We start from the raw sequence: 25,472 nt of genomic DNA, 5'->3' as shown, positions 1-25,472 counted from the left end.
GCACTGGTCGAACTCCTGTTCGACGAAGTCCAGTCAACCCCAACCCCGAGGGCCCGTCAAGGACCCCCGCGGGGACACGCCGCACGCCGTCCGCGGGCGCCCCGGAGCGCCGGGATGCCGGTATCGGCCACACCGAAACCCGGCGCAGGAGGGCCCCGGGAGACTAGGGTGAAGCCGTGGTAGCCGATGTCGAGCTGCGCGAGCTGGCCCCCGCCGCCTTCGCGCACGCCGTTCCCGCCCTCCTCCAGGTGTACGAGGCGGCCATGGAACCCCCGCCCGAGCAGCTCCCGGGGCGGGCCTCGGTCATGAACGCCCACACCCACTACCCGGGCTTCCGGTCCGTGGTCGCGCTGTCGGAGGGCCGACCGGTCGGCTTCGCCTACGCCTTCCACGGTGTGCGCGGCCAGTGGTGGCACGACACCGTCGCCTCGGGGCTGCGCGCGGCCCGGGGCCGGGCCGGGGTGCGCCGGTGGCTGTCCGACCCCTTCGAGATCGCCGAGGTGCACGTCCGCCCCGAAGCGCAGAACCGCGGTATCGGCCGGGCCGTCCTGCACTCCCTGTGCGAAGGACGGCCCGAGCGCACCGCGGTGCTGTCCACCCGGAGCGGACCCACGGCGGCGCGCCACCTCTACCGCTCCTGCGGGTTCGCCGAGGTGCTGGAGGACTTCTCGTTCCCCGGCAGCCCCGACCGCCCCTTCTCGATCATGGCGGCCGACCTGCCGCTCACCGGCTCCGGCGCCCCGACACCTCCCGGTAGATCTCCCTGGTGGCGGTGGACTGGTTCGAGGTGATGAAGTGGATGCCGGGCGCGCCCTCGTCCAGCAGCCGCTCGCACATCTTCTGGGCGTGCTCGATCCCGAACGCGCGGACCGCCTCGGCGTCGTCGCCGAAGGAGTGGAACCTCTCGGCCAGGTCGGCCGGGAAGGGGGCGCCGGAGAGCTTCTCCGAGCGCGGGATGAACGAGGTGCGCACCACCGGGAACACCTCGGGGATGATCGGGACGTCGCAGCCGCGGGCCGCCACCCGGTCGCGCAGGCGCAGGTAGTCCTCGGGGTCGAAGAACATCTGCGTGATGGCGTAGTCGGCGCCCGCCTCGCACTTGCGCACGAAGTGGTCGGTGTCGGTCTCGACGTCGGCCGAGCGCGGGTGCTTGTAGGGGAACGCCGCCACACCCACGCAGAAGTCGCCGCTCTCCTTGATGAGCCGGACCAGCTGCTCGGAGTACGTCAGGCCCTCGGGGTGGTCGACCCAGGGGCCGGAGGGGTCGCCGGGCGGGTCGCCGCGCACCGCGAGCATGTTGGACACCCCGGCGTCGGCCAGGCGGCCGATGAGGTGGCGCAGCTCGGCGACGGAGTGGTCGACCAGGGTCATGTGGGCCACCGGGAGCAGGGTGGTGTCGGCGGCGATGCGCTCGGTGGTCTCCACCGTCATCCCGCGGGTGCTGCCCCCCGCGCCGTAGGTGACCGAGACGAAGTCGGGGCCCAGGGCCTCGAGCTGGCGGATGGCCAGCCAGAGCTTCTCCTGGGCCGCGGGGGTCCGGGGTGGGAAGAACTCGAAGGAGAACATCGGCTCGCCCGCGTGGAGCAGGTCACGGATGTGCCGCGCCCGGGGGGCGGGGGTTCGGGGCGCCACGGGGCGCGTCGGTGCTGCCAGCATGCCTTCCACCTTATGCAACCACCCTCCGCCGCACGGAAGACACGTCCCACGGAGTGAGACCCGGAGCGGGATCACGGCGGGGGCGGTTGCACGGGATCGGGGCGGCCGGGCCGGGGCGAGCCGCTAATGTGCTGTTCATGGCCGCTTTCTCATCTTCCTCCGCCTCTCCCGTGTCCGTGATCCGCGCCGACGCCGACCGGGAGCTGGCGGCGTTCTGCGCCGACCACCGCACCGCCCTGCTGGAGATCGGGGAGGAGCTGGCCCCGGCCGCGGACGCGCTGGAGGCGATGCTCGCCGGGGGCAAGCGCCTGCGCCCCACCTTCTGCTACTGGGGCTGGCGCGGCGCGGGCGGCGCGGCGGGCGACGGTCGGATCGTGCGGGCCGCGGCGTCGCTGGAGTTCCTCCAGGCGTGCGCGCTCATCCACGACGACGTCATCGACAACAGCGACACCCGGCGCGGCCTGCCCGCCACCCACAAGCGGCTGGCCAAGCTGCACGCCGACCACGGCTGGAGCGGCGACAGCGAGGGCTTCGGCCGGGGGGCCGCCATCCTCATCGGCGACCTGTGCCTGGCCTGGTCCGACGAGATGTACCAGGCCAGCGGGTTCGGCCAGGACACCCTGGCGCTGGGCCGCCGCCCCTTCGACGCGATGCGCACCGAGGTCATGGCCGGGCAGTACCTGGACACCCTGGAGCAGGTGCGCGGCACCGGCACCCGCGAGGCCGCCCTGCGGGTGATGCGCTACAAGTCCGCCAAGTACACCATCGAGCGTCCGCTGCACCTGGGTGCCGCACTGGCCGGGCGGCTGCCCGAGCTGGAGGTCGTCTACACCGCCTACGGCCTGCCGCTGGGCGTGGCCTTCCAGCTGCGCGACGACGTGCTGGGGGTGTTCGGCGACCCCTCCACCACCGGCAAGCCGGCCGGGGACGACCTGCGCGAGGGCAAGCGGACCCTGGTGGTCGCCGAGACGCTGGCCCGTGCCGGGGCCGCCGACGGCGCGCGGTTCACCGCCCTGCTGGGGGCGCCGGACCTGTCGGTGGAGTCCGTGGAGTGGATGTGCGGGCTCATCGAGTCGTCCGGGGCGCTCGCCGCCTGCGAGGAGCTCGTCGAGCGCTACGCCGGGGAGGCCCTCGCCGCCCTGGAGAGCCCGGAACTGGACGCCTCCGCGCGCGAGCCGCTGCGTGCGCTGGTGGCGGCCGCCACCCGCCGCACGCACTGACGCCGGGGCTCGGGTATCCCCCTAGGGGGGATTTCAGGGCTGTTCGTACAACGAAAGTGCATTGTGCCCGAGTTGCCCCTCCGGTTGAATCGACAGGAGATATATCTCGACCAGAGGGGCGTCCCCATGTCTCGGCACACCGCCGCGCGCGGTCCGGTCGGAGCGGGCGAGCGCGCGCTCGCCCCCGACCTGGCACGCGGGTTCATGCTTCTGTTCATCGCCCTGGCGAACACCGTCTGGTACCTCTGGGCGGTCCCCATGGGCGGTCTGAATGCGCACCCCGAGCCCCAGGGCGCGCTCGACGCGGTGGCGCAGTTCTTCACCATCGTGGTGGTGGACGGCCGCAGCTACCCGATGTTCGCCTTCCTCTTCGGGTACGGCATGGTGCAGCTGGCGATGCGCCAGGAGGCCGCCGGCGCCTCCCCCGCGGACGTGAACGCCCTGCTGCGGCGGCGCAACCTGTGGCTCCTGGTGTTCGGGTTCTTCCACGCGCTGCTGCTGTGGTTCGGCGACGTGCTGGGCGCCTACGGCCTGGCCGGACTGCTGCTGGGCTGGCTGTTCCTGCGCCGCAGGGACACCACCCTGCTGGTGTGGGCCGGCGTGTTCACCGGGCTGCTCGCCGCGCTGACCGCGGTCAGCGTCCTGGCGATGGCCTTCGCCCCGGCGGGGGATGTGGGAGCGGGCTCCCCGATGGACGGCATGGCCGACAGCATGGCCCAGACCTCGATCCTGGGCGCGGCCGTCGGCCGCGTGCTCGTCTGGCCCCTGCTCAGCGTGGTCCAGGGGCTCGTGGGCCTGGTCGTCCCGACCATGATCCTGCTGGCTTTCTGGGCCGCCCGCCGCCGGATCCTGGAGGAGCCGGGCCGCCACCTGGCGCTGCTGCGGTGGACCGCCGGACTCGGCCTCCCGGTCGCCTGGCTGGGTGCGCTTCCCGACGCGCTGGCGCAGGTCGGCGTGTGGGAACCGAACGCCGCCCAGGCCTCGATGCTGGCGGTGCCGCACATGTTCACCGGACTGTTCGGCGGGCTGGGCTACGTCGCGCTCATCGCCCTGGTCGCGCACGCGATCCAGCGGCGCGGCCGCGAGCCCGGCGTCGTGCTGACCGCGATCACGGCCACCGGCAAGCGGTCGCTGTCGTCCTATCTGGCCCAGTCGGTGCTGTGCGCCCCGGTGCTGACCGCCTGGGGCCTGGGCCTGGCCGCGCACCTGACCTCGTGGACGATGTTCCTGTACGCGGTCGGGGTGTGGCTGGTCACGGTGGTGGCCGCCTACCTGATGGAGCGGACGGGCGTGCGGGGCCCGGCCGAGGTGCTGCTGCGCAGGCTCGCCTACCGGCGCACCGCCCGGGAGGCCGTGCGGGCGTCCGGGGGCACGGGCCAAGAGCGCACCACTCCCTGATCCGGGGGTGCAAAAACGGGCGTGCCGCTGAGTGCCCGGCACGCCCTCGTGATTCAGGATGGGGTGTCATGGGCGACGATCACATGACAAACCACACCATAGGGGTGACCGGGGCGACGGGGGCGGTGGGCGGGCGGGTGGCCGCGCGTCTCGCGCGGCTGGGGAGGGCTCAGCGGCTCATCGTACGCGACATCAACCGCGCGCCCGAGTACCCCGGCAGCAGCGCGGCCATGGCGGCCTACGAGGACACCGGCGGCTTCGAGCGGGCCTGCCGGGGGGTGGACACGCTGTTCCTGGTCTCGGCGACGGAGACCCAGGACCGGATGGACGTCCACCTGAGCGCGGTGGACGCGGCGGTCGAGGCCGGGGTCTCGCGCATCGTCTACCTGTCGTTCCTGCGGGCCGGGCCCGCCTCGACGTTCACGTTCGCGCGGACGCACTTCTTCACCGAGGCGCACATCCGGGCGACGGGGGTGGCGTACACGTTCCTGAGACCCTCGCTGTACCTGGACCTGCTGCCGCACTGGGTGGACGACGGCGGGGTGGTGCGCGGCCCCGCCGGGGACGGGCGGGTGGCGTGGGTGGCCCGCGACGACATCGCCGACGTGGCGGCGGCGGTACTGACCGACCCGGCGGCCATCGAGGTGTGCGAGAACACGTCCTGCGACCTGACCGGCCCGGAGGCGCTGTCCCTGGGGGCCACCGTGGAGAGGTTGAGCATGCTGACCGGTCGGACCATCCGGTACGTGCCCGAGACCCGGGAGGAGGCGCTGCTGTCCCGCAAGGCCTCCGGCGCGCCCGACTGGGAGGTGGAGGGATGGGTGTCCTCCTACGAGGCGATCGCGGCCGGGGAGCTGGACGTGGTGTCGTCCGCGGTCCGGAACCTGACCGGGCACCCGGCCCGGTCGATCGAGGGCTTCCTGCGCCGCCATCCGAGCGCTCTGTCGCACGTGTCGGTGTGAGCCGGTCGGGACACCCTCCCCCGGATCCGTCCCTTCCCGTCCGCTCTCTCTTCAGGCGGACTTGACCTCAATATTGGTTGAGGTCAGAGAGTGGGCGGTGCCGCGGAGAACGCGGCGGACGACCACGGAGGGAAGAGATATGCGCGCGGTACGGGTGGACCGGTTCGGCGGCCCCGAGGTCCTGGTGGCCCGGGAGGTCCCCGAGCCGGAGGTCGGGCCCGGCACGGTCGAGATCGCGGTCGAGGCCGCCAACGTGATGTACCTGGAGGTGCTGGTCCGCTCGGGCTGGGGACGCGACTTCTTCCCCGTGATCCCCCCCTACGTCCCCGGCACCGGGGTCGCCGGGACGGTGGCCCGGGTCGGAGCGGGGGTGGACCCCTCCTGGACCGGGGCCCGGGTGGTGGCGGACACCGGTGAGGGGGACGACGGCGGACCGCAGCTCCCCGTCGGCGGGTACGCCGAGCGCGCGGTGGTCCCGGCGGCCGACCTGGTCCGGATCCCCGAGGGGGTCGACCCGCGGCACGCGCTGGCCCTGCTGCACGACGGGCCCACCGCGCTGGCACTCGCCCGGACCGCCGAGTACGGGCCCGGGCGGACGGTGCTGGTGGCCGCGGCGACCGGGGGTGCCGGGAGCCTGTCGGTGCAGCTGGCCCGCCGGGCGGGAGCGCGGGTGATCGCCGCCGCCCGGGGCGGGGCCAAGCTCGACCTGGCCCGGAGCCTGGGCGCGCACGAGACGGTCGACTACTCCCTGCCCGGATGGACCGACCGGGTCCTGGAGCTGACCGGCGGCACCGGCGTGGACACCGCGCTGGACGGGGCCGGCTCCTCGCTCGGCGAGGCGGCCTTCACCACCGTGGCCGAGGGCGGCCGGTTCATCGGCTACGGATCGGCCGGGGGCCGGTTCGCCGAGATCGAGCCCGCCCGCGCCCGCGAGCACAAGGTCCGGGCCTTCGGCCTGTTCGACATCAGCGAGGGGACCGAGGGGAGGGCCGCGGCCCTGAAGGAGGCCCTGGAGCTGCTCCGCTCAGGCGACCTGCGCCCGCACATCGGCCTCACCCTGCCCCTGGAGCAGGCGGAGGAGGCCCACCGGGCCCTGGAGGAGCGCCGGGTCCTGGGCAAGGTGCTGCTGGTCCCCTGAGCCCGGTCCACCCGCGGGAGCGGATGGCTTTTCCGGCGGGCCGCCGGGCGGCGCCGGACCCCGGACGCGGAACGGCCCCGGACACGGTACCGGGGCCGTCGCGGCCCTCAGCCCCGCCGGTCGGCCACCCGGGCGCGCAGCGCGGCGGCCGCCGCACGGGGGTCCTCGGCCTCGGTGATGGCGCGCACCACCACGATCCGGCGGGCCCCGGCGTCCAGGACGCGGTCCACGGAGTCGAGGTCGATGCCGCCGATCGCGAACCAGGGCCGGTCGGTGTCCAGCGCGGCCGCGCGCTCCACCAGCTCGGTCCCGGCGGCCGGACGACCCGGCTTGGTGGGCGTGGCATAGACCGGACCCACGCAGAAGTAGTCGCTGCCCGGCTCCTCGGCGGAGGCCAGTGCGGCGTCGATGTCGTTGTTGGAGCGCCCGATCAGCGGGTCGGACCCGATGATGTCGCGGGCCATGGGCACCGGAAGGTCGCGCTGACCCAGGTGGAGCACGTCGGCGCGCACGGCGCGGGCGATGTCGGCGCGGTCGTTGACCGCGAGCAGGGTTCCGTGGCGTTCGCACGCCTCCCGCAGCACCTCCAGGGCGGCGATCTCCTCGCGCGCCTCCAGGCCCTTGTCCCGGAGCTGGACGATGTCCACTCCCCCGGACAGGGCGGCGTCGGCGAACTCCGCGAGATCACCGCGCTCGCGGCGGGCGTCCGTGCACAGGTACAGAAGGGATGCGTCCAGGCGCTTGCGCAGGCTGGTTCCGTGGCTGGTCCTCACGCTCCCAGCCTAGGCGCTGGCCCCGGCGGACCCAAGGGGGCGGGCGACGCGGGCGCGCCCGCCCCCCGGGAAGGGCCCGTCGGAGACGGTCAGAAGGCCAGGCTCTGGGCGCGTCGGCGCACCTCGGTGCCCCGGTTCTCGCGCATCGCCTGGATCGGGGTGCCGGGCAGGGAGTCGTCCGGCGTGAAGAGCCAGCGCAGCGCCTCCTCCGTGGAGTAGCCCGCGTCGGTGAGCAGGACCAGCGTGCCGGGCAGCCCCTTGACGAGGTCGTCGCCGTCGATGAACGCGGCCGGGATCGAGAGCTCGCCGCCGCGGACCACGCCCATGAGGCGGTTCTCGCGGATGAGCGTCTTGATGCGGTTCGGGCTCACGCCCAGCGGCGCGGCCGCCTCCCGGAGGGTCAGCCACTCGCCGACCAGCGTGTCGAGGTTGGAATCACTAGATGTCACCCCACCAATCTGCCACAAGCGCGGTCTCCCCGGGCACCCCGCGCGCCGTGGGCTCCGGCTCGGACGCCCCGGCCCGGGGGCCGTAGTATGTGGGGCGAACACAGACGTCCCGCGGGAGCCGGGTGGACCCGGCTGAGAGGGGGGCTGCCGCCCCCGACCGCACGAACCTGATCCGGATCATGCCGGCGAAGGGAGCGGAGGCAGCACCGTGCGCACCGAGCACCACCCCGGAACGATTCGTCCTACCTCTGACGCACCGGGCGGGGACCACGGCGTGGTCGTGGTCGGCGGCGGCCTGGCCGGGCGGGTCACCGCCTGGCGGGCGGCGCAGGCCGGGCTGCGGGTCACCCTGGTCGAACCCGACCCCGTCACCGACCCGGCCGGGGCCCGGGCCGCCTCCGCCGTCGCGGCGGGCATGCTCACCCCCGCCACCGAGGCCGTGTTCGGCGAAGAGCCCCTCATGGAGTTCGGCATCCGCTCGGCCGCCCTGTACCCGGGCTTCGTCGCCGAGCTGGAGGAGGCGAGCGGTGTCGCCACCGGCTACCGCACCACCGGCACCCTGCTGGTCGCCTTCGACGCCGACGACATGGCGGTACTGGACCGCCTGCACGACCTACAGAAGCGCCTGGGCGTGGCCGCGGAGCGGCTGACCGGCCGCGAGTGCCGCCGCCTGGAGCCGATGCTGGCCCCCGCGGTGCGCGGCGGCGTGCTGGCCCCCGAGGACCACTCGGTGGACCCGCGCCTGCTGCTGCGCGCCCTGGCGGTGGCGGGGGGCCGCGCCGGGGTCGCCGAGGTCCGCTCCCGCGTCACCGCCGTGCGTTCGCCCGGCCCCGGGGGCGCCCGCCTGGAGGCGGTCCTGGCCGACGGCCGGGTGCTGCCCGCCGACCAGGCGGTGATCGCCGCCGGGTGCTGGAGCGACCGGATCGACCTGCCCGAGGCCGTGGTGCCGCCGCTGCGCCCGGTCAAGGGGCAGCTGCTGCGCGCCCGGGTGCCCGCCGGGGAGCCGCCCCTGGTGGAGCGGACGGTGCGCGGCCTGGTCCGGGGGTTCCCGGTCTACCTGGTGCCGCGCGCCGACGGCGAGGTCGTCATCGGCGCCACCCAGGAGGAGCTGGGCCACGACACCTCCCTGACCCTCGGCGGGCTGTGGCAGGTGCTCCGGGACGCCCGCGAGCTGGTCCCCGGGGTGACCGAGCTGGAGGTCACCGAGACGTGCGTGGGCCTGCGCCCGGGCTCCCCCGACAACGAACCCCTGCTGGGTCCCACCCGGGTCCCCGGCCTGCACCTGGCCGGCGGGCACTTCCGGCACGGGGTGCTGCTGACCCCGGTCACCGGCGAGGTCATGGTCCGCGCCCTGACCACCGGGACCCTGCCCGAGTACGCGGAGCGGTTCGCCGCCGACCGCACCGGCGAGACCACCTGGAAGTGAGAGTTGTGGAGCTGATCGTCAACGGCGACCGCCGTGAGGCCGCCGACACCGTCACGGTCGAGGAGATCGTGCGCGACCTGACCGCCGCCGGGGGCGGCGCGATCCCCGGCGGGATCGCCGTCGCAGTCAACGACGAGGTGGTGCGCCGCACCGCCTGGGCCGACACCCGGCTGGGCGCGGGCGACCGCGTCGACGTCCTCACCGCCGTGCAGGGAGGCTGACCGTGACCGAGCACATCGACGACCCCCTGGTCATCGCCGGGGTCCCCTTCGGGTCCCGGCTCATCACCGGCACCGGCGGGGCGCCCTCGCTGGAGGTCCTGGAGGAGGCGCTGGCCGCCTCCGGCACCGAGCTGACCACCGTGGCCATGCGCCGGGTCACCCCGGGCTCCCGCGGTTCGGTGTGGGACGTGTTGGAGCGCAACAAGATCCGCCCGCTGCCCAACACCGCCGGGTGCTTCACCGCCGCCGACGCGGTGCGCACGGCACGGCTGGGCCGGGAGGCGCTGGGCACCGACTGGGTGAAGCTGGAGGTCGTGGCGGACGAGCACACGCTGCTGCCCGACCCGGTGGAGCTGCTGGACGCCGCCGAGCGGCTGGTGGACGAGGGGTTCACCGTGCTGCCCTACACCAACGACGACCCGGTGCTCGCCCGCCGCCTGGAACAGGTCGGCTGCGCGGCGGTGATGCCGCTGGCCGCGCCGATCGGCTCGGGCCTGGGCATCCGCAACCCGCACAACCTCGAGTTGATCGTCGAGCAGGCCGCGGTCCCGGTGATCGTGGACGCCGGGATCGGCACCGCCAGCGACGCCGCCCTCGCGATGGAGCTGGGCTGCGACGCGGTGCTGCTGGCCAGCGCGGTGACCCGCGCCGAGGACCCGGTGCTCATGGCCGCGGCGATGCGCGACGCGGTGCGGGCCGGCCGGGCCGCCCGCCTGGCCGGACGCATCCCGGTGCGGCGCCACGCCCGCGCCTCCTCCCCCGCCGCCGACTGAGCGGGGCCCGCGCGCCGGCCCGCCCCGAGCCCCGGGGCGGGCCGGCCGGGAAAGAGACCTCGAACACGTGCGAACCGCGTCTCTTCCGTGATCACGCGAGCGATCCGGAACCGAAAGCGCTCAGCGTGCGACGAAGGTACTGGGGATGCGGCCGCCGGGCCGGTGGAGCGGCCCGCACCGGGCCGCACCGCGACACCCCGGGCGACCGCGGCGTTCTGGCTGTTCAGAGCGCCGGACGGGGGGCTCCGGGGCGGGCTTCGGTGCGGCGGCGCCGCGGCGTTGCCCCCATCCCCTACCGTGAAGAGGGGTGCGCACCGTCCGGAAGGGACGCCGCGCACCCGAGGACGACCCAGGACCGCGCGTCCCACCCCCCGTGGAGCAGGGGCTGCGCGGCCGTGAACCGCGGGGCAGACCCGGGGCGGGCTTCCGCTATCGTGTCGGTTCGACACCCGGTGTCGGGTACGCGCCAACGACCGCGACAGCCCGCGCTCCCCGCAGCAAGGACACTACTCCGCCGTGGACATGACGACTTCCGACCCGCTCGTGGGCGCCACCCTGGACCAACGCTACTTCGTGGAGTCCAGGATCGCCGGAGGCGGGATGGCGACCGTCTACGTCGCCCACGACCTGAGGCTGGACCGACGGCTGGCGCTGAAGGTGATGCACCCCTCGCTGGCCCAGGACCCGACCTTCGTCCAGCGCTTCATCAACGAGGCGCACTCCGTCGCCAAGCTCTCCCACCCCAACGTCGTCCAGGTCTTCGACCAGGGCGAGGACCGGGGGCACGTGTTCCTGGCGATGGAGTACGTGCCGGGGCGCACCCTGCGCGCCCTGCTCAAGGAGCGCGGTCGGCTGTCCGCCCGCGACGCCCTCCAGGTGATGGCCCCGGTGCTCGCCGCGCTGGGCGCCGCCCACCAGGCCGGCATGGTGCACCGCGACATCAAGCCGGAGAACGTGCTCATCACCGAGGACGGTCGGATCAAGGTCGCCGACTTCGGCCTGGCCCGCGCGGTCGAGCAGTCCACCCAGGGGCTGACCCGCACCGGCACCCTCATGGGCACCGCCGCCTACCTGGCGCCCGAGCAGATCGAGCGGGGCGCCGCGGACGCGCGCACCGACGTGTACGCGGCCGGGATCATGCTCTACGAGCTGCTCACGGGCAGCCAGCCGCACACCGGCGAGACGCCCATCGCGATCGCCTACCAGCACGTCAACGAGGACGTTCCGCGCCCCTCGCACTTCCTGCCGGGGCTGCCGCCGGAGGTGGACGCGCTGGTCACCAAGGCCACCGAGCGCGACCCCCGCTACCGGCCGGGCAACGCGGGGCAGTTCCTGGCCAAGGTGCTGGAGGTGCTGCACCGGCTGCCGGAGGCGCCGCCCGGGGGCGGCGCCCCGCTGCCCCCGGTCGCCCCGGCGGCCGCGGCGACGGCCTCCGTCACCGCCCCCCAGCTCATCGCCGGAGGGGCGGGGCCGGGCACCGAGAACGCGACCATGATCGTGGAGATGGGGCCGGCCGACCCCTACGACGATGACGACGGCTACCGGGACGACTACCCCGACGACGGCGCCCCGGCGCGGCGCGGCCGCGGCGTGCTGCTGGGGGCGGGTGCCGCGGTGCTGGCCCTGGCCGTGTTCGTCGCCGGGTGGTGGTTCCTCGTCGGCCGGTACGAGGAGGTGCCCGAGATCGTGGGCGCCGAGCAGGAGACCGCATGCGCCGCCGTGCGCGACGCGGGCCTGAAGTGCCTGGTCGCCGACGAGCGCATCTACAGCGAGGAGGCGGCGGGCACCGTCGGCGAGGTGGAGCCCGCGGCCGGTGAGCGGCTGCTCCCCGGCGAGGAGGTGACCCTCCACCTGTCCCAGGGCCCTCGCGAGGTCGAGATGCCCGACTTCGAGGGCGAGGACATCGCCAACGCGCTCAAGGAGATGGAGGACCTGGGCTTCTCCCCGGAGAACCTGGCGCAGAACGCCGTCGACGCCGAGGGCGTCCCCCCGGGCCAGGTCATCTCCACCGACCCGGCGGCCGGCGAGGCCGCCGACCGGGAGTCGACCGTCACCTTCGAGGTGAGCCGCGGCATCGACGTCCCGCCCCTGGCCGGGCAGAAGGCCGAGGACGCCACCCGGACCCTGGAGGAGCTGGGCCTGACGGTGAAGATCGTCGAGGCCGAGAGCGACAACGTGGAGAAGGGCCTGGTCATCAGCCAGAACCCCGACAGCGGCACCACCCTGAGCGCGGGCGGCGAGGTCGAGCTGACCGTTTCCACCGGCCCGCCGGGCGTGGAGATCCCCGACGTCGTGGGCATGAGGGTCCAGGACGCCCGCAAGGAGCTCGAGGAGGCCGGGTTCAAGGTGAAGGTGGAGCGCATCCTGGGCGGCCGGATCGTCTCGGACCAGTCGCTCACCGGCGAGGCGCCCGAGGGCACCGAGATCACGATCACCGCGACGCCCTTCGCCTTCGAGGAGGATGACGACGACGACTGATCCTCCGTGTGGACGAGGGGGCGTGCCGTGCGGCACGCCCCCTCGGCGTCGCGGCCGGGAGCGGACGGAGGAGGCGCCCCGCGGAGCGGATCGGTATAAGGTCCCGGCATGGAGAGCAGTGAGGGGATCCGGGTCCTGGTCGTGGACGACCACCCCATGTGGCGCGACGCGGTCGCGCGCGACCTCGACGAGGCCGGTGTGACCGTGGTCGGGACCGCCGGGGACGGGGCCAAGGCGCTGCGGATCGCCCCGGCGGTCCGGCCCACCCTGGCCATCGTCGACCTGCACCTGCCGGACATGACGGGGGTGGAGCTGACGGCGGGCCTGACGGCGCTGGCCGAGCCTCCCCGGGTGCTGGTGCTGTCGGCCAGCGGCGCCGGGGACGACGTGCTGGCCGCCGTGAAGGCCGGGGCCACCGGCTACCTGGTCAAGTCCGCGGGCCGCGACGAACTCCTGGACGCGGTGCGGCGGGTGAACCGCGGCGAGGCCGTGTACACGGCGGGCCTGGCCGGACTGGTGCTGGGCGAGTACCGCAGGCTCTCGTCCTCCCGAGGCAGCGGCGACGACGGCTCCCCCGCGCTGACCCCGCGCGAGACCGAGGTGCTGCGCCTGGTCGCCAAGGGCCTGGCCTACAAGCAGATCGCGGAGCGGCTGTCGATCGCCCACCGCACGGTGCAGAACCACGTGCAGAACACCCTCACCAAGCTGCACCTGCACAACAGGGTCGAGTTGGTGCGCTACGCCATCGACCGGGGCCTCGACGACTGACCGCGCCACGGCCCGGGGCGGGGGCCGCGCGGACGCCCCGCGGAGGGCCGGAACCGGTACAGAGAGCCCGTTCCGGGCGTACCGGAGGGTAGTTCGAGTGGTGTTCACCGGCCCGGGTTGGCCTGGGATCGCCCGGACCACTATGGTCTAGACCATATGGCGCCATGCGCCGTGGAACCCACAACGTCGAGGAGATTCGTATGCGCGTCGGGGTGCTGACCGGTGGCGGCGACTGCCCTGGTCTGAACGCGGTCATCCGGGCCGTGGTCCGCAAGGGCATCAAGGACTACGGCTACGAGTTCATCGGTTTCCGGGACGGCTGGCGCGGCCCCCTGGAGGGCGACACCATGCCCCTGGACGTCGAGGCGGTGCGCGGCATCCTCCCGCGCGGCGGCACCATCCTGGGCTCCTCCCGCACCAACCTCATGAAGATCGAGGGCGGCGTCGAGCGCGTCAAGGACAACATGGCCGGCCTGGGCGTCGACGCCCTGGTCGCCATCGGCGGTGAGGACACCCTGGGCGTGGCCCGCCAGCTCCACGACCGCGGCGTCAACGTGGTGGGCGTGCCCAAGACCATCGACAACGACCTCAACGCCACGGACTACACGTTCGGGTTCGACACGGCCGTGAACATCGCCATGGAGGCGATCGACCGCCTGCACACCACCGCGGAGTCGCACCACCGCGCCCTGGTCGTGGAGGTCATGGGCCGCCACGCCGGGTGGATCGCCCTGCACTCGGGCATGGCCGCGGGCGCCAACGTCATCCTCATCCCCGAGCGCCCCTTCGACATCGACGAGGTCGTCGCGCACGTCGAGAGCCGCTTCCGCACCCAGTACGCGCCGATCATCGTGGTCGCCGAGGGCGCGCACCCCAAGGAGGGGCAGATGGCGCTGGCCACCGGCGAGAAGGACTCCTTCGGCCACGTGCGCCTGGGCGGCATCGGCCAGACCCTGGCCGACGAGATCGAGCGGCGCACCGGTAAGGAGGCCCGCTCGGTGGTCCTGGGCCACGTGCAGCGCGGCGGCACCCCGACCGCGTTCGACCGGGTACTCGCCACCCGCCTGGGCGTCAACGCCATCGAGGCCGTGCACGACAAGGCGTTCGGCAAGATGGTCGGCCTCCAGGGCACCGCCATCGTCCGGGTGGACCTGGCCGAGGCGACCGACACCCTCAAGACGGTCCCGGCCGAGCGCTTCGCCGAGGCCGAGGTCTTCTTCGGCTGATCCCGAACCGGTCGGCCGTCGTCCATCGCCGATGGGCGGCGGGTGACGGGGCGGCGGAACACGCCCCATTCCCGGACCCCGCCGGGGTCCGCGGAGGGCCGCCTCCTCCCGAGCTCCCGGGGAGGGGGCGGCCGTGTTCCCGGATGCGCCCGCCGTCAGGAGAGGGCGGGTTCGCCGATCCGGGGCACGCAGGGGCGGTCGAAGGCCCCCTCCGGATGCCGGCCCGCGTCCGGGGCCACTCCGCGCACCCGGTGGATCTCACGCACCGTGACCGTACGGGGGATGAAGACCTCCCAGCCCCGCGGATCCGGCAGGGCCCGCACGATCCGCACCGCCTCCCCGGCGGTGACGCGCAGCGGCCGGTCCGCGTGGTGTCCGACGGTCACCGGCTGGGCGTCGTCCAGGCGGATGTGCACCGCGACGAACCGGCGGTGATCGTCCTCACGCGCCAGTTCCCGCAGCCACTGGTGGGTGGTCGTGTAGCAGGGCAGTACCGGGAAGCAGTACACGCCGCGTTCCCCGCTGCGGCCGCGGCCGGCCGCGCGGACCCCCGAGCGGCGCAGGCGCACGGTGTTCGCGGCGGGGGTGAGGTGGACGAACAAGGCCATGCCGCGATCCTAGGTTTTACCGCGGTGAATACGCACGGTGTCCATTCGGATGCGCCGTCTTCCGTCCGGACCGAAATGTGGATGGAGCGGTGGGCAGGATGTTCGATACTGGTAGAAGTACGGCGATGGGCGATCCCGGTTTCCCGCCACCGCCGGTCCCACTGCGAGCAACCGGGCACCCACGCATGTCTATCCGGAGGTAGCACCCATGTCCGCGTCGCTTGAGTCCGCACCGGTCCCCGTCGGCGGCACCGGAGACGGGCTGGGCGAGCTCTGCGTGCTCATGAAGCTCGGCGAGATCGTCCTCAAGGGCTCCAACCGCAAGCTGTTCGAGCGCCGCCTGCACAACAACATCCGCTCGTCCGTGCGCGACCTGGGCGAGGTCCGCATCTCCCAGCGCGGGTCCGGCGTGATCATCGTGCGCAGGCCCGGCGCCTCCGACCTGGAGGTCGCCGAGATCGCCGACCGCATGGCGAACGTCATGGGCGTGGTCTGGGTGCACCTGGTGCGCCGGGTGCCCAAGGACCTGGCCACCGTCACCGACGTCGCCGTGCGCTCCATGGAGGGGCGCGAGGGCGCCTTCGCGGTGCGCGCCCGCCGCCGCGACAAGCGCTTCGAGATGACCTCCTCCGAGCTGGCCGGGTACCTCGGCTCGGAGATCATCAAGGCGCACGGCTACCCGGTGAACCTCAAGCGCCCGGACAACACCCTGTTCGTCGAGGTGGACAAGGACGAGGCGTTCGTCTTCACCGACGGCATCCCCGGCCAGGGCGGGCTGCCCGCCGGGATGAGCGGCCGCGGACTGGTGCTGATGTCGGGCGGCATCGACTCGCCGGTGGCCGCGCACCGGATGATCCGGCGCGGGCTGAAGGTGGACTTCCTGCACTTCTCCGGTATGCCGTTCACCGGCCCGGAGTCGATCTACAAGGCGTACAGCCTGGTCCGCCAGCTGGACCGCTACCAGGTGGGGTCGCGCCTGTTCGTGATCCCCTTCGGCAAGGCGCAGCAGCAGCTGAAGAGCTCGGGCATCGAGCGGCTGCAGATCGTCGCCCAGCGGCGGCTCATGCTCAAGACCGCCGAGGTGCTGGCCGACGACCTGAAGGCCGAGTGCCTGATCACCGGTGACGCGCTGGGACAGGTCTCCAGCCAGACCATGACCAACCTGACGGCGCTGGACGACGCGGTGGACCTGCCGATCCTGCGCCCGCTCATCGGCATGGACAAGACCGAGATCATGGACCAGGCCCGCCGGATCGGGACCCTGGCCATCTCGGAGCTGCCCGACGAGGACTGCTGCACCATGCTGACCCCGCGCCAGGTGGAGACCGCGGCCAAGATCCCCGACCTGCGCCAGATCGAGAAGCGCCTGGACGCCGAGGAGCTCGCCGAGTACCTGGTGACCACCGCCCAGGTGCACAAGCCCAGCTTCCTGGGCGAGGCCGCCCCGGCCCGGCTGGACACCGCCCGGGCCGCCACCGCCCGCGCCTAGGCTGTGGGCTCCGTTCTCTGAACCTCCGCTCCGGCCCGCCCGCCGCCCGGCACCGCCCGTGGCGGGCGGCCCGGCGGCCGCGGCCCTCAGCGGGGCCGCGCGCCTCCGGAGGGCGGGAACGGGCTCTGGGAGGCACGGCGGCCCCGCGGGGCGGACCGGCGTTCGGGAACAGGCCCCGGCCCCCGGGAGGTCTCCGGAGCGGTGGGCCACGGCGGTTCCGCGACGACGGGGCCCGCGCGCAGATCCTGCGCGCGGGCCCCGTCGTCGCGGACGCGGAGGTCAGATGCCGGCGAGCTCGTGGCCGGGCGCCTGGGCGAGGGTGCGCCCGGAGAGCGCGGCCAGGGTCTCGGCGAGGTCGCGCAGTTCGGCCAGGTCCTCCTGCACCAGGGCCTGCGGGCCGTCGCACAGGGCGGTCTCCGGGTGCGGGTGGACGTCGACGATGACGCCGTCGGCGCCGACCGCGACGGCGGCCCGCGACAGCGGCAGCACCAGCGAGCGCTTGCCGCCGGAGTGCGACGGGTCCACGATCACCGGCAGGTGGGACAGGTTCTGGGCGACCGGGACGGCACTGATGTCCAGGGTGTTGCGGGTGGCCTTCTCGAAGGTGCGGATGCCGCGCTCGCACAGGACGATGTCCAGGTTGCCCTGCTGGGCGATGTACTCGGCGGCCATCAGCCACTCCTCGATGGTGGCGCTCATGCCGCGCTTGAGCAGCACCGGCTTGCCCGCGGCGCCCGCCGCCTGGAGCAGGGCGAAGTTCTGCATGTTGCGGGTGCCGATCTGGAGCATGTCGGCGTAGGAGGCGACGAGCTCGACGTCGGCGGCGTCCACGACCTCGGTGACGATCGGCATCCCGGTCTCCTCGCGGACGTCGGCGAGGATCCTCAGGCCGGCCTCGCCCAGCCCCTGGAAGGCGTACGGCGAGGTGCGGGGCTTGTAGGCGCCGCCGCGCAGCAGGGACGCACCGGCGGTCAGGGCCATCCGGGCCGCGGCCAGGGTCTGCTCGGGGGTCTCCACCGCGCAGGGGCCCGCGATGACGGTGACGTTGTCGCCGCCGATCGGCACCCCGCCGACCCGGACGACGCTGCGGCTGTCGTGGTTCTCCCGGCTCACCAGCTTGTAGGGGGCGGAGATGCGCAGGACGTCGGCGACACCGGGCTTGGCGGCCAGACCCAGGCCCTGGAAGTGCTCCACGTCGCCGACGAGGCCGATGATGGTGCGGCTGACGCCGCGGGTGACGTAGGCCTCGCCGCCGGAGGAGGCGACCAGTTCGACGATCGAGTCGATATCGTCCGAGGTGGCGTCCGGTGCCATCACGATGACCATGTGGGTTTCCCTGCCTGTCGTTGGGTGCGGTGCGGGAGAGCCGTGGCCCGGTGCGCGGTGGCCGGGACGCGAAGAGCCCCGGGCCGCTACCGGCCCGGGGCTCCTGTCGTCTGTGTCAGCGCAGCGCTTTACAGGCGACCGGGGTGTGGGGCCGGTAGCCATAAAAGCGCCAGAAGTTCCGCTGCATGGCTGTGACTATAGCGCACGGTCGCGGCGGCGCCGCACAGGAGGGGCGAGTGACCTACCTCTCGTTGACGCCTGGCAGGATGGCCGTTGGACGAGAGGAACGGGAGGCCGAGTGTCCGAGTCAGCGGAGGGCCCCGACGATCGCGGCGGCCGGCGGCTGCCGCCCGGGCAGGCCGTGCGCACCGCCCGGCACCGCGCCCTGCACTACGGTCCGGTGCCCGCCTTCCGCCCGGAGAAGTGGGACTTCCGGGTCATGGGGGCGACCGAGGACCTGGGGTCGTACCGGTGGACCTGGGAGGAGTTCGCCGGGCTGCCCCGCACCGACGCCGTGAGCGACTTCCACTGCGTGATGCGGTTCAGCGTTCCCGGTGTGCGCTGGTCGGGCGTGCGCGCCGCGGACCTGGTGGCGGTGGCGCCGCCCGCCCCCGAGGTGACGCACGTGATGGCGTGGGGCGAGTACGGGTACAGCGCGAACCTGCGCCTAGACGACTTCCTGGACGAGGGCGTGCTGCTGGCCACCCACCGGGACGGCGCGCCGCTGCCCGCGGAGAACGGCCACCCGCTGCGGCTGGTGGTACCGCACCTGTACGGGTGGAAGAGCGTGAAGTGGCTGCGGGCGGTGGAGTACATGACCGCCGACCGGCGCGGCTTCTGGGAGGAGCGCGGCTACCACAACCGGGCCGAGGCCTGGCGCGAGCAGCGGTTCTCCCACCAGGAGGAGCCGGGGCAGGGGCCCCCGCTCTAGCTTGGCGTTTAAGCTCAAGCCCGTGACCGGACAACGTCTCGGTCACGGGCTTCGCTGTTCTGCGGACAGCACAACGGCCTTCGCGTGATCATGTGCAGCGACCAAGCAAACACATCAACACCACGAAGGCCGTCACCTGTGAGTCTGCCCCACCAGAGGCCCCCCGTCGAGTCACTGTCGGAGTTGTCCCGGTTCCGCACCGACCTGCACGCCTGCCTCACCGGCCGCCGTGACGCCCTGTTCGAGGTGTGCGAGGCCCTGGTGTGCGCCCCCGGACCCGTCCACCACCTGGCCCAACTCTCCCTGGAACCCGAACACCACCGCGGCCACGGCTCGGCCTACGCCGCCCTCAACCACGGCCGCCTCGACACCGACCGGTTGCGCCAGAGCCTGACCGCACCGCCCCCACCCCGCTTCCACGGCCGCCTGGTCCTGGCCTGCGACGTCTCCCCGTGGCTGCGCCCGGACGCCTGGACCAGCCCCGATCGCTCCTGGTGCCACACCTACGGGCGCGGCACCGGCCAGGCCGAGATGGTCCCGGGCTGGCCCTACTCGATGATCGCCGCCCTGGAAGAGGGCTCCACCTCCTGGACCGCGCCGCTGGACCTGCTGCGTCTGCTCCCGGGCCAGGACCCGATCACCGCCACCGCCGACCAGGTCCGCGGCCTCCTCCAGCGGCTGATCGCCGCCGGGCACCACCGGCCCGCCGACCCGGACGTACTGGTGGTGGTCGACGCCGGTTACGACGCGGTCCGTCTGGCCTTCCTGCTGGCCGGCCTGCCCGTGCAGGTGCTGGGCCGGTTGCGCTCGGACCGGGTGCTCTACGGACCCGCCGAGCACCTGCCGCCTTCCGCGGCCGGGCGCCCGGCCAAGCACGGCGCCCCGCTGCGCATGGCCGCCCCGGCCACCTGGCCCGCACCGGAGCAGGAGACCTCGACGGCGACCCGCCGCTACGGAACCGCGACCGCCCGGGCCTGGAATCGGATGCACCCCCGGCTGACGCACCGGTCGGCGTGGGCCGACCACCCCGGGGAGCTGCCGGTGATCGAGGGCACCCTGGTCCGGTTGGAGGTGGAGGCGCTGCCTTCCCGCAGGTCTCCCGCGCCGTTGTGGTTGTGGTCCTCGGCCACCGGTCTGGGCGCGGAGGGGGTGGACGGGTTGTGGTGGGCCTACCTGCGCCGGTTCGATATCGAGCACACCTTCCGGTTCCTCAAGCAGCAGTTGGGGTGGGACGCACCGCGGTTGCGGGACCCGGAGGCGGCGGACCGGTGGTCCTGGATCGTGATCGCGGCCTACACCCAGCTGCGGTTGGCGCGGCGTTCGGTGGGTGATGTGCGTTTGCCCTGGCAGAGGCGGGTGGAGCAGCACCGGTTGAGTCCGGGCAGGGTGCGGCGGGGGTTTCGGTACCTGCGTGCGGGTCTGCCCGGGCTCGTGGGTGTTCCACGGCCCTCGCGGCCGGGTCCGGGGCGCCCGCCGGGGAGCCGGAACCGGTGTCCGGCTCCCCGTTACGGGGTCGCGAGGAAGAACAAGAAGAACAAAACGGGCACTGCGAGTCGTCCCGCAGACAAGCAACCAGCTTAAACGCCAAGCTAGGCTGTGTTTTTTTGAACCTCCGCTCCGCTGCGGCCCTCCCGGTGAGGGACGGAAGGCCCTCGGCGGCCGCGGCCCCCACCCGGTCCGGCGCCCCGGCCGGCGGTCAGCGGGGCAGGCGCATCTCCACCTCGGTGCCCTGGCCGGGGGCGGAGAAGACCTCGACCCCGCCGCCCAGGTCGCGGAGCCGTCCGCGGATGGACTGGGAGACGCCCAGGCGCCCCTGGGCTCCCGCCTCCTCCAGCCGGCCGGGAGGGATGCCGGGGCCCTCGTCGCGCACCGTGACGGTGACGGCGTCCCCCTCGTCCTCCACCAGGATCCAGGCGCGGGTCCCCGGGGGGCAGTGGAGACCGACGTTGGCCAGTGCCGCCTCGACCGCCGCGAGCAGTTCGGCGGCGGCGCGCCCGGGCAGCGGCACCGGGGTGGCCGGGGCCGACAGCGACACCAGCACCGACTCCAGGCGGCGCAGGGGGTCGCGCAGGTCGACCTCCGGGTCGGGCGCGGAAGGGTCGGCCGGGCCCCTCGCCGCGGCGGCCGGAGCCGCTCCGGCGCCGGCCGGCCCGTCGGCGGGCTCGGGGAGCCCACCGGTGATCAGGGACCGCAGCCGGATCTCCTGCTCCCCCGCCAGGCGCCCCAGCTCGGCGGCCTCTCCCCCGGCCTCGGCGCCGCGGCGGCTCACCAGCGACAGCACCTGCAGCACCGAGTCGTGGATGGAGCGGGCCAGCTGCTCGCGCTCGCGCAGGCGCGCCTCCAGCGCCACCGCCCGGGCGAACCGCTCCTCGGCCTGCCCGGCCACCCGCGCCATGTAGGCGACCGCCAGGCCGGCCAGCAGGAGCAGGACCACGCCCCGGGCCGTGGCCGGCGTGATGGCGGCGCCCATGACCACGCGCAGGGTGAGGTCGGCGACGCCGTAGAGCACGGCGACGGCGGCCGCGCCCCGGCGCCCCCAGGCCACCCCCGCCGCCAGGGCCGCACCGGCGAACCAGTAGCCGCTCAGCGGCGGCGCCTGGGTGAGGTAGAAGGGCGTGGCGGCCGCGGCGGTGGCGAACAGGCAGGCGAAGGCCACCGCCAGGTCGGCGCAGACCAGCCGCCGGGTGCGCAGTTCGGGACGGGCGTAGGCGGAGGTCGCCACCACCGTCCAGGCCGCCATCGCGACCAGGACCGTCCAGCCCAGCCAGGGGCGGGTGAGGTGCTCCTGGTGCTGGACGAGCAGCAGCAGGGAGTAGACGAGGGCCGCGGCGCGGAACAGGGAGATGCCGCGCCACAGGGGGATGTCGAAGCCCAGGGGTCAGACCACCGCTCCGTTGTCGGGACCGCTGTCGCCCGGAGGCCTGCCGTCGGTCATGCGCAGGATGAGGATGACGAACCCGGCCAGGAACGCCACCACCGCCATGAACATCAGCCAGTTGGGCAGGGTCAGCCCCAGGAAGGCGGCGCCGAACACCAGGACCGGCCCGCCCAGCAGGCCGAACCAGGCTGCGATGCCCAGGCGGTCGCCCTGGAGCAGCGGCGGCGGGGGCGGCGGCTCGTAGTGGCCCTCCAGCTCGTCCTCGGCGCGGCGCAGCGCCTCCTCGTCCTCGTCATCGTCGTCGGGGTCCCCGGCGAGGATGTCCCCGAGCGCGGGAGTCTCCGACCCGCCCCGGGGCGCGGAGGGGCCGACGTTCTCGGCGTCGGGCCACCGGGCGCCGCGGGGGGCGGGGGAGTCGTCGTCGTAGAAGCGGGCGACGAGGTCGTTCCAGACCTCGTCCTCGTCGGAGGACTGCGCCGGGGGCGCGTCCGGGTCGACGTTCTCCGGCGGGCCGTCCAGCAGGTCCCCGCCGACGGCGGCGTCCTGGCGGTCGGACTCCCCGTCCTCGCGCCGCTCCTCCGTCTCCGGGACCGAGCGCACGCCCAGTTCGGGCAGTTCCGTGCCCAGGACCCGCTCAGCCTCGACCCGCTCGTCGGCGTCCACGTACAGGTGGTCGGTGGGCGGGTCGTCCTCCCCTCCCCCGGGAGGCTCCAGCACGTCCTCCGCCAGCGGCACCGCGTAGGCCGCGATGCCGCTGCGCCGCAGCGCCTCCAGCATCAGGTCGGCGTGCGAGGGCGCCAGCAGGATCAAGGGCACGTAGGCGTCGGCGAGCAGGCCGTTACCCCGACGTTCCGTCATCGGTCGGCTCCTTCCCCGCTTCTGGCGTGGGCCCGCACGAAGGCGAGGCTTCCGTCGAAGATGTCGGCGGCGTCATGGTCGAGGGTCGCCACGTGGTAGCTGTCGTGGAGCAGGTGGATCGTCAGCCTGGTGTTGACCGCTCTCTTAGCGAGGATACGCAGACTGCGCGGTCCCACAACGTGGTCCTGGGGACTCCGGTAGGCCAGAATCGGCACACGCAAACCGGACATGCCCTCCTGAACTGCGCGCCACAGCTTCGGGAGTGTCGCGGCGGCCGCGGTGGGGACGCGGTCGTAGCCCCCCTCTCCCCGGTCGTCGACCTTCATGGCGATGTCGCTCTCCACCCCGGGCGTGTAGGGCAGGACGCGGGCCGCCAGGGCGCGGAAGGGGGCGATGAACGGCAGCCGCAGGTCCTCGACCGCCAGCGAGGGGTTGACCAGGACGAGGCCGCGCACCAGCTCCGGATGCTCCTGGGCCAGGCGCAGGGAGAGGGCGCCGCCCATGGACAGGCCCATGACGAAGACCTCGGAGCAGCGGGAGGAGAGTTCCAGCAGCGCCCGCTCGACCTCCGCGTACCAGTCGTCGCTGGTGGTGAGGGCCATGTCGGTCCAGCTGGTGCCGTGGCCCGGCAGCCGGGGCAGCTCCACGCTGAGGCCGGCCGCGGCCAGGTGGTCGGCCCAGGGGCGCATGGAGCGGGGGGAGCCGGTGAATCCGTGGCACAGCAGGACGCCCACGTCGGAGCCGCGGTGGCTGAAGGGCTCCGCCCCGGGGATCAGCGCGGTGTCGTCGGTCGGTCTCACGGGACTGCCCCCAGGAATGCGTACGGCGCCGCGGTGTTCGCGGCAGGACGGCGGTGCCGCGGTGGACACCCCGGCTTCACAGCCGTGAGGCTAACCGTTCCACGGACCGTTTGTCATGGGTGCGCACCCATGTTCCGGTCTCGTCCCCAAAGAGGGGTGTCGCGCATCACGTGGCACGAACTGAGTATCCTCGTCGCAGTGCTGGCCGAGCGGGACAGCGGATCGCGGCAGACCCTGCCCGGAGCTCCCCGCGTGTGCAGGGGTGATCCGAAGAGATGTTCTACTGGGTGGTCAAGGCGATTCTGGGGCCGATCCTGGCCGTGCTGTGGCAGCCCCGCGCCGAGGGCGTGGAAAACGTACCGCGCCGGGGACCGGCCCTGATGGTGGGCAACCACCTGTCGTTCTCCGACCACTTCTTCGGGCCGCTGCCGCTGCCGCGCAAGATCACGTTCCTGGCCAAGGCGGAGTACTTCACCGGCACCGGGGTCAAGGGGCTGGCCAGCCGCGCGTTCTTCTCCGGGGTGGGCCAGATCCCCATCGACCGCTCCGGCGGCAAGGCCAGCGAGGCGGCGCTGCGCACCGGGCTGAGGGTGCTCAAGCGCGGCGACCTGCTCGGCATCTACCCCGAGGGCACCCGCTCCCCCGACGGCCGCCTGTACCGCGGCCGCACCGGCGTGGCGCGCATCGCGCTGGAGGCGCGGGTCCCGGTGGTGCCGATGGCGATGATCAACGCCGAGAAGATCATGCCCCCGGGGCGGACCGTCCCCAAGCTGGGCATCCGCCCGGTCGTGAAGTTCGGCAAGCCGCTCGACTTCTCCCGGTACTACGGCATGGAGAAGGACCAGCGGGTCCTGCGCGCCGTCACCGACGAGATCATGTACGCGCTCATGGAGCTGTCCGGCCAGGAGTACGTGGACCGCTACGCGCAGGCGGTCAAGGCGGAGCTGGAGGAGGAGGCCCGCGAGGCCCGCAAGGAGCAGAACGCGGACAGCAAGGAGCGCCGCCGGGCCGAGAAGGCGCGCCGCAAGGAGGAGCGCCGGGCCCGCCGGGCGGCGAAGAAGAGCGACGGGGCGGACTCCCCCGCCGCCGAGTAGGCCACGGGAAAGGCCCCGGTGCGCGCACCGGGGCCTTCGCCGTCTCCGGGGGTCAGTGGCGGGCCAGGTCGCCCGCGCCGACGATGCCGGCCTCGCCGCCCAGCTCGGCCAGGCGCACCTCGGCCAGGCGGCGGCCGGGCCGCCCCGAGACGTGGCGGGCGTAGGAGTCGCGGATCGGCCCCAGGATGAACTCCCCGGCGTCGGAGACGCCCCCGCCCAGCACGAAGCACTCCGGGTCCAGGATGGCCGCCAGGTCGGCCAGGCCCACGCCCGCCCACTCGCCGATGGTGCGGAAGCAGGAGAGGGCGCCCTCGTCTCCCTCGGTGGCGGCCTCGGTGATGACGTGGCCCTCGATGTGCTCCACGACGCCGCCCGCGAGTTCGAGCATCCGCTTGGCGGTCGCCGGGTCGGTGCGGGCCAGGTCCTGCCCGGCGGCGACCAGTGCGCGGCCGCTGGCGTACTGCTCCCAGCAGCCGTGGTTGCCGCAGGCGCAGCGGCGCCCGTGCGGGACGACGCGGTAGTGGCCGACCTCGGCCGCCACGCCGAAGCGACCCCGGTGCAGCCGGCCGCCGATGACCAGGCCGCCGCCGATGCCGGTGCCCAGGGTGACGCAGACGATGTGGTCGCTGCCGCGGCCCGCGCCGAAGCGGGCCTCGGCCCAGGCCGCGGCGTTGGCGTCGTTCTCGATGACGACGGGCAGGCCCGCGCGCTCCTGGACGCGCTCCTTGAGGGGGTCGTCGCGCAGACCCAGGTTGACGGCGACCTGCACGGTGGCCCGGTCCTCGTCGACGAACCCGGCCACGCCCACGCCGACGGCCTGCACCTCTCCGTGGCGGCCGCGCAGCTCGTCGACGGCCTTGGCCACGACGTCGGCCAGGCCGCGGGGGTCGTTGGCGGGGGTGGGGTACTTGACGCGGTCCAGGATCCGCCCGTCGTGGTCGACCACCCCGGCGGCGACCTTGGTCCCGCCGATGTCCACTCCGATGGTCAGCATGAGGGG

Annotated in this window: 24 protein-coding genes and 1 riboswitch; of the genes, 15 read left to right on the top strand and 9 right to left on the bottom strand. The window is 73.8% G+C overall.

The window, feature by feature from the left end; all coding sequences use genetic code 11:
- Positions 1 to 176 precede the first annotated feature (176 nt).
- Complete coding sequence (locus ACSUPR_RS25005; RefSeq protein WP_436887160.1) at positions 177 to 791, top strand: N-acetyltransferase family protein; 615 nt, start codon at positions 177 to 179, stop codon at positions 789 to 791.
- On the opposite strand, the gene metF is transcribed toward ACSUPR_RS25005, so the two are convergent.
- Positions 724 to 1,566: a methylenetetrahydrofolate reductase [NAD(P)H] gene (gene metF / locus ACSUPR_RS25000; RefSeq protein WP_436892139.1), complete on the bottom strand. Its 843-nt coding sequence runs from the start codon at positions 1,564 to 1,566 to the stop codon at positions 724 to 726. The genes ACSUPR_RS25005 and metF overlap by 68 nt on opposite strands.
- 227 nt (positions 1,567 to 1,793) lie before the next feature.
- Between metF and ACSUPR_RS24995 the strand changes: the two genes are divergently transcribed.
- The 4 genes from ACSUPR_RS24995 to ACSUPR_RS24980 all read left to right on the top strand — a co-directional run bounded on the left by ACSUPR_RS24995 (position 1,794) and on the right by ACSUPR_RS24980 (position 6,374).
- Positions 1,794 to 2,876 (top strand): polyprenyl synthetase family protein, encoded by a 1,083-nt coding sequence (locus ACSUPR_RS24995; protein ID WP_436887159.1) that lies wholly within the window; start codon positions 1,794 to 1,796, stop codon positions 2,874 to 2,876.
- A gap of 126 nt (positions 2,877 to 3,002) precedes the next feature.
- Positions 3,003 to 4,274, top strand: coding sequence for a DUF418 domain-containing protein (locus ACSUPR_RS24990; RefSeq protein WP_436887158.1), 1,272 nt, complete (start codon positions 3,003 to 3,005; stop codon positions 4,272 to 4,274).
- Between the two features lie 68 nt (positions 4,275 to 4,342).
- Positions 4,343 to 5,236 carry an SDR family oxidoreductase gene (locus ACSUPR_RS24985; protein WP_436887157.1) on the top strand — a complete coding sequence of 298 codons (894 nt, stop codon included), beginning with the start codon at positions 4,343 to 4,345 and terminating at the stop codon, positions 5,234 to 5,236.
- Positions 5,237 to 5,375: 139 nt separating this feature from the next.
- Positions 5,376 to 6,374, top strand: a complete 999-nt coding sequence (locus tag ACSUPR_RS24980; RefSeq protein WP_436887156.1) for a zinc-binding dehydrogenase — start codon at positions 5,376 to 5,378, stop codon at positions 6,372 to 6,374.
- Between the two features lie 107 nt (positions 6,375 to 6,481).
- Here the strand turns inward: ACSUPR_RS24980 and thiE are convergent, their stop codons facing one another.
- Both thiE and ACSUPR_RS24970 read right to left on the bottom strand, forming a co-directional pair.
- On the bottom strand, positions 6,482 to 7,147 hold the full coding sequence (thiE, locus tag ACSUPR_RS24975; RefSeq protein WP_436887155.1) for a thiamine phosphate synthase: 666 nt from the start codon (positions 7,145 to 7,147) through the stop codon (positions 6,482 to 6,484).
- 89 nt (positions 7,148 to 7,236) lie between these two features.
- Positions 7,237 to 7,596 (bottom strand): Rv2175c family DNA-binding protein, encoded by a 360-nt coding sequence (locus tag ACSUPR_RS24970; RefSeq protein WP_436887154.1) that lies wholly within the window; start codon positions 7,594 to 7,596, stop codon positions 7,237 to 7,239.
- 101 nt (positions 7,597 to 7,697) lie between these two features.
- Positions 7,698 to 7,807: riboswitch (TPP riboswitch) on the top strand.
- 63 nt (positions 7,808 to 7,870) lie between these two features.
- Here ACSUPR_RS24970 and thiO point away from each other — a divergent pair.
- The 6 genes from thiO (at position 7,871) to ACSUPR_RS24940 (ending at position 14,488) form a co-directional block, all read left to right on the top strand.
- Positions 7,871 to 9,022: a glycine oxidase ThiO gene (thiO, locus tag ACSUPR_RS24965; RefSeq protein WP_436887153.1), complete on the top strand. Its 1,152-nt coding sequence runs from the start codon at positions 7,871 to 7,873 to the stop codon at positions 9,020 to 9,022.
- 5 nt (positions 9,023 to 9,027) lie between these two features.
- The gene (gene thiS / locus ACSUPR_RS24960; RefSeq protein WP_436892138.1) at positions 9,028 to 9,243 is read left to right on the top strand and encodes a sulfur carrier protein ThiS; all 216 of its coding nucleotides are present in this window, start codon (positions 9,028 to 9,030) and stop codon (positions 9,241 to 9,243) included.
- A 14-nt stretch (positions 9,244 to 9,257) separates the two neighbouring features.
- Complete coding sequence (locus ACSUPR_RS24955; protein ID WP_436892137.1) at positions 9,258 to 10,016, top strand: thiazole synthase; 759 nt, start codon at positions 9,258 to 9,260, stop codon at positions 10,014 to 10,016.
- A 516-nt stretch (positions 10,017 to 10,532) separates the two neighbouring features.
- Positions 10,533 to 12,494, top strand: a complete 1,962-nt coding sequence (gene pknB / locus ACSUPR_RS24950; RefSeq protein ID WP_436887152.1) for a Stk1 family PASTA domain-containing Ser/Thr kinase — start codon at positions 10,533 to 10,535, stop codon at positions 12,492 to 12,494.
- Positions 12,495 to 12,602: 108 nt separating this feature from the next.
- The gene (locus tag ACSUPR_RS24945; protein ID WP_436887151.1) at positions 12,603 to 13,262 is read left to right on the top strand and encodes a response regulator; all 660 of its coding nucleotides are present in this window, start codon (positions 12,603 to 12,605) and stop codon (positions 13,260 to 13,262) included.
- A gap of 200 nt (positions 13,263 to 13,462) precedes the next feature.
- Positions 13,463 to 14,488, top strand: coding sequence for a 6-phosphofructokinase (locus ACSUPR_RS24940; RefSeq protein WP_436892136.1), 1,026 nt, complete (start codon positions 13,463 to 13,465; stop codon positions 14,486 to 14,488).
- Positions 14,489 to 14,643: 155 nt separating this feature from the next.
- Here ACSUPR_RS24940 and ACSUPR_RS24935 read toward each other — a convergent pair whose 3' ends face one another.
- The gene (locus ACSUPR_RS24935) at positions 14,644 to 15,096 is read right to left on the bottom strand and encodes a hypothetical protein (protein ID WP_436887150.1); all 453 of its coding nucleotides are present in this window, start codon (positions 15,094 to 15,096) and stop codon (positions 14,644 to 14,646) included.
- Between the two features lie 208 nt (positions 15,097 to 15,304).
- Between ACSUPR_RS24935 and thiI the strand changes: the two genes are divergently transcribed.
- Complete coding sequence (gene thiI / locus ACSUPR_RS24930; protein ID WP_436887149.1) at positions 15,305 to 16,585, top strand: tRNA uracil 4-sulfurtransferase ThiI; 1,281 nt, start codon at positions 15,305 to 15,307, stop codon at positions 16,583 to 16,585.
- A 279-nt stretch (positions 16,586 to 16,864) separates the two neighbouring features.
- Here the strand turns inward: thiI and aroF are convergent, their stop codons facing one another.
- Positions 16,865 to 17,911, bottom strand: a complete 1,047-nt coding sequence (gene aroF / locus ACSUPR_RS24925; protein WP_436887148.1) for a 3-deoxy-7-phosphoheptulonate synthase — start codon at positions 17,909 to 17,911, stop codon at positions 16,865 to 16,867.
- A gap of 385 nt (positions 17,912 to 18,296) precedes the next feature.
- Between aroF and ACSUPR_RS24920 the strand changes: the two genes are divergently transcribed.
- On the top strand, positions 18,297 to 18,842 hold the full coding sequence (locus tag ACSUPR_RS24920) for a molybdopterin-dependent oxidoreductase (RefSeq protein ID WP_436892134.1): 546 nt from the start codon (positions 18,297 to 18,299) through the stop codon (positions 18,840 to 18,842).
- 138 nt (positions 18,843 to 18,980) lie between these two features.
- Positions 18,981 to 20,423: an NF041680 family putative transposase gene (locus tag ACSUPR_RS24915; RefSeq protein ID WP_436887147.1), complete on the top strand. Its 1,443-nt coding sequence runs from the start codon at positions 18,981 to 18,983 to the stop codon at positions 20,421 to 20,423.
- Between the two features lie 115 nt (positions 20,424 to 20,538).
- On the opposite strand, the gene macS is transcribed toward ACSUPR_RS24915, so the two are convergent.
- The 3 genes from macS to ACSUPR_RS24900 are packed head-to-tail and all read right to left on the bottom strand — an operon-like array spanning position 20,539 to position 23,378.
- Entirely contained in the window at positions 20,539 to 21,681 is a 1,143-nt protein-coding gene (gene macS, locus ACSUPR_RS24910) for a MacS family sensor histidine kinase (RefSeq protein WP_436892133.1), read from the bottom strand.
- Positions 21,682 to 21,720: 39 nt separating this feature from the next.
- Positions 21,721 to 22,578, bottom strand: coding sequence for a hypothetical protein (locus ACSUPR_RS24905; RefSeq protein ID WP_436887146.1), 858 nt, complete (start codon positions 22,576 to 22,578; stop codon positions 21,721 to 21,723).
- A complete protein-coding gene (locus ACSUPR_RS24900) occupies positions 22,575 to 23,378 on the bottom strand; it encodes an alpha/beta hydrolase (protein WP_436887145.1) in 804 nt (267 codons plus the stop codon). The genes ACSUPR_RS24905 and ACSUPR_RS24900 overlap by 4 nt, the downstream gene beginning before the upstream one ends.
- A 275-nt stretch (positions 23,379 to 23,653) precedes the next feature.
- On the opposite strand from ACSUPR_RS24900, the gene ACSUPR_RS24895 reads away from it, so the two are divergent.
- Positions 23,654 to 24,472 carry a lysophospholipid acyltransferase family protein gene (locus tag ACSUPR_RS24895; protein ID WP_436887144.1) on the top strand — a complete coding sequence of 273 codons (819 nt, stop codon included), beginning with the start codon at positions 23,654 to 23,656 and terminating at the stop codon, positions 24,470 to 24,472.
- Between the two features lie 52 nt (positions 24,473 to 24,524).
- Here the strand turns inward: ACSUPR_RS24895 and ACSUPR_RS24890 are convergent, their stop codons facing one another.
- Positions 24,525 to 25,466, bottom strand: a complete 942-nt coding sequence (locus ACSUPR_RS24890; RefSeq protein WP_436887143.1) for an ROK family glucokinase — start codon at positions 25,464 to 25,466, stop codon at positions 24,525 to 24,527.
- Positions 25,467 to 25,472: the final 6 nt, after the last annotated feature.

It is taken from the genome of Nocardiopsis dassonvillei (assembly GCF_964273065.1).
Classification (GTDB): domain Bacteria; phylum Actinomycetota; class Actinomycetes; order Streptosporangiales; family Streptosporangiaceae; genus Nocardiopsis; species Nocardiopsis dassonvillei_B.
The sequence above is the reverse complement of the archived record's forward strand: the minus strand, read 5'-3'. Positions and strand labels throughout refer to the sequence as shown.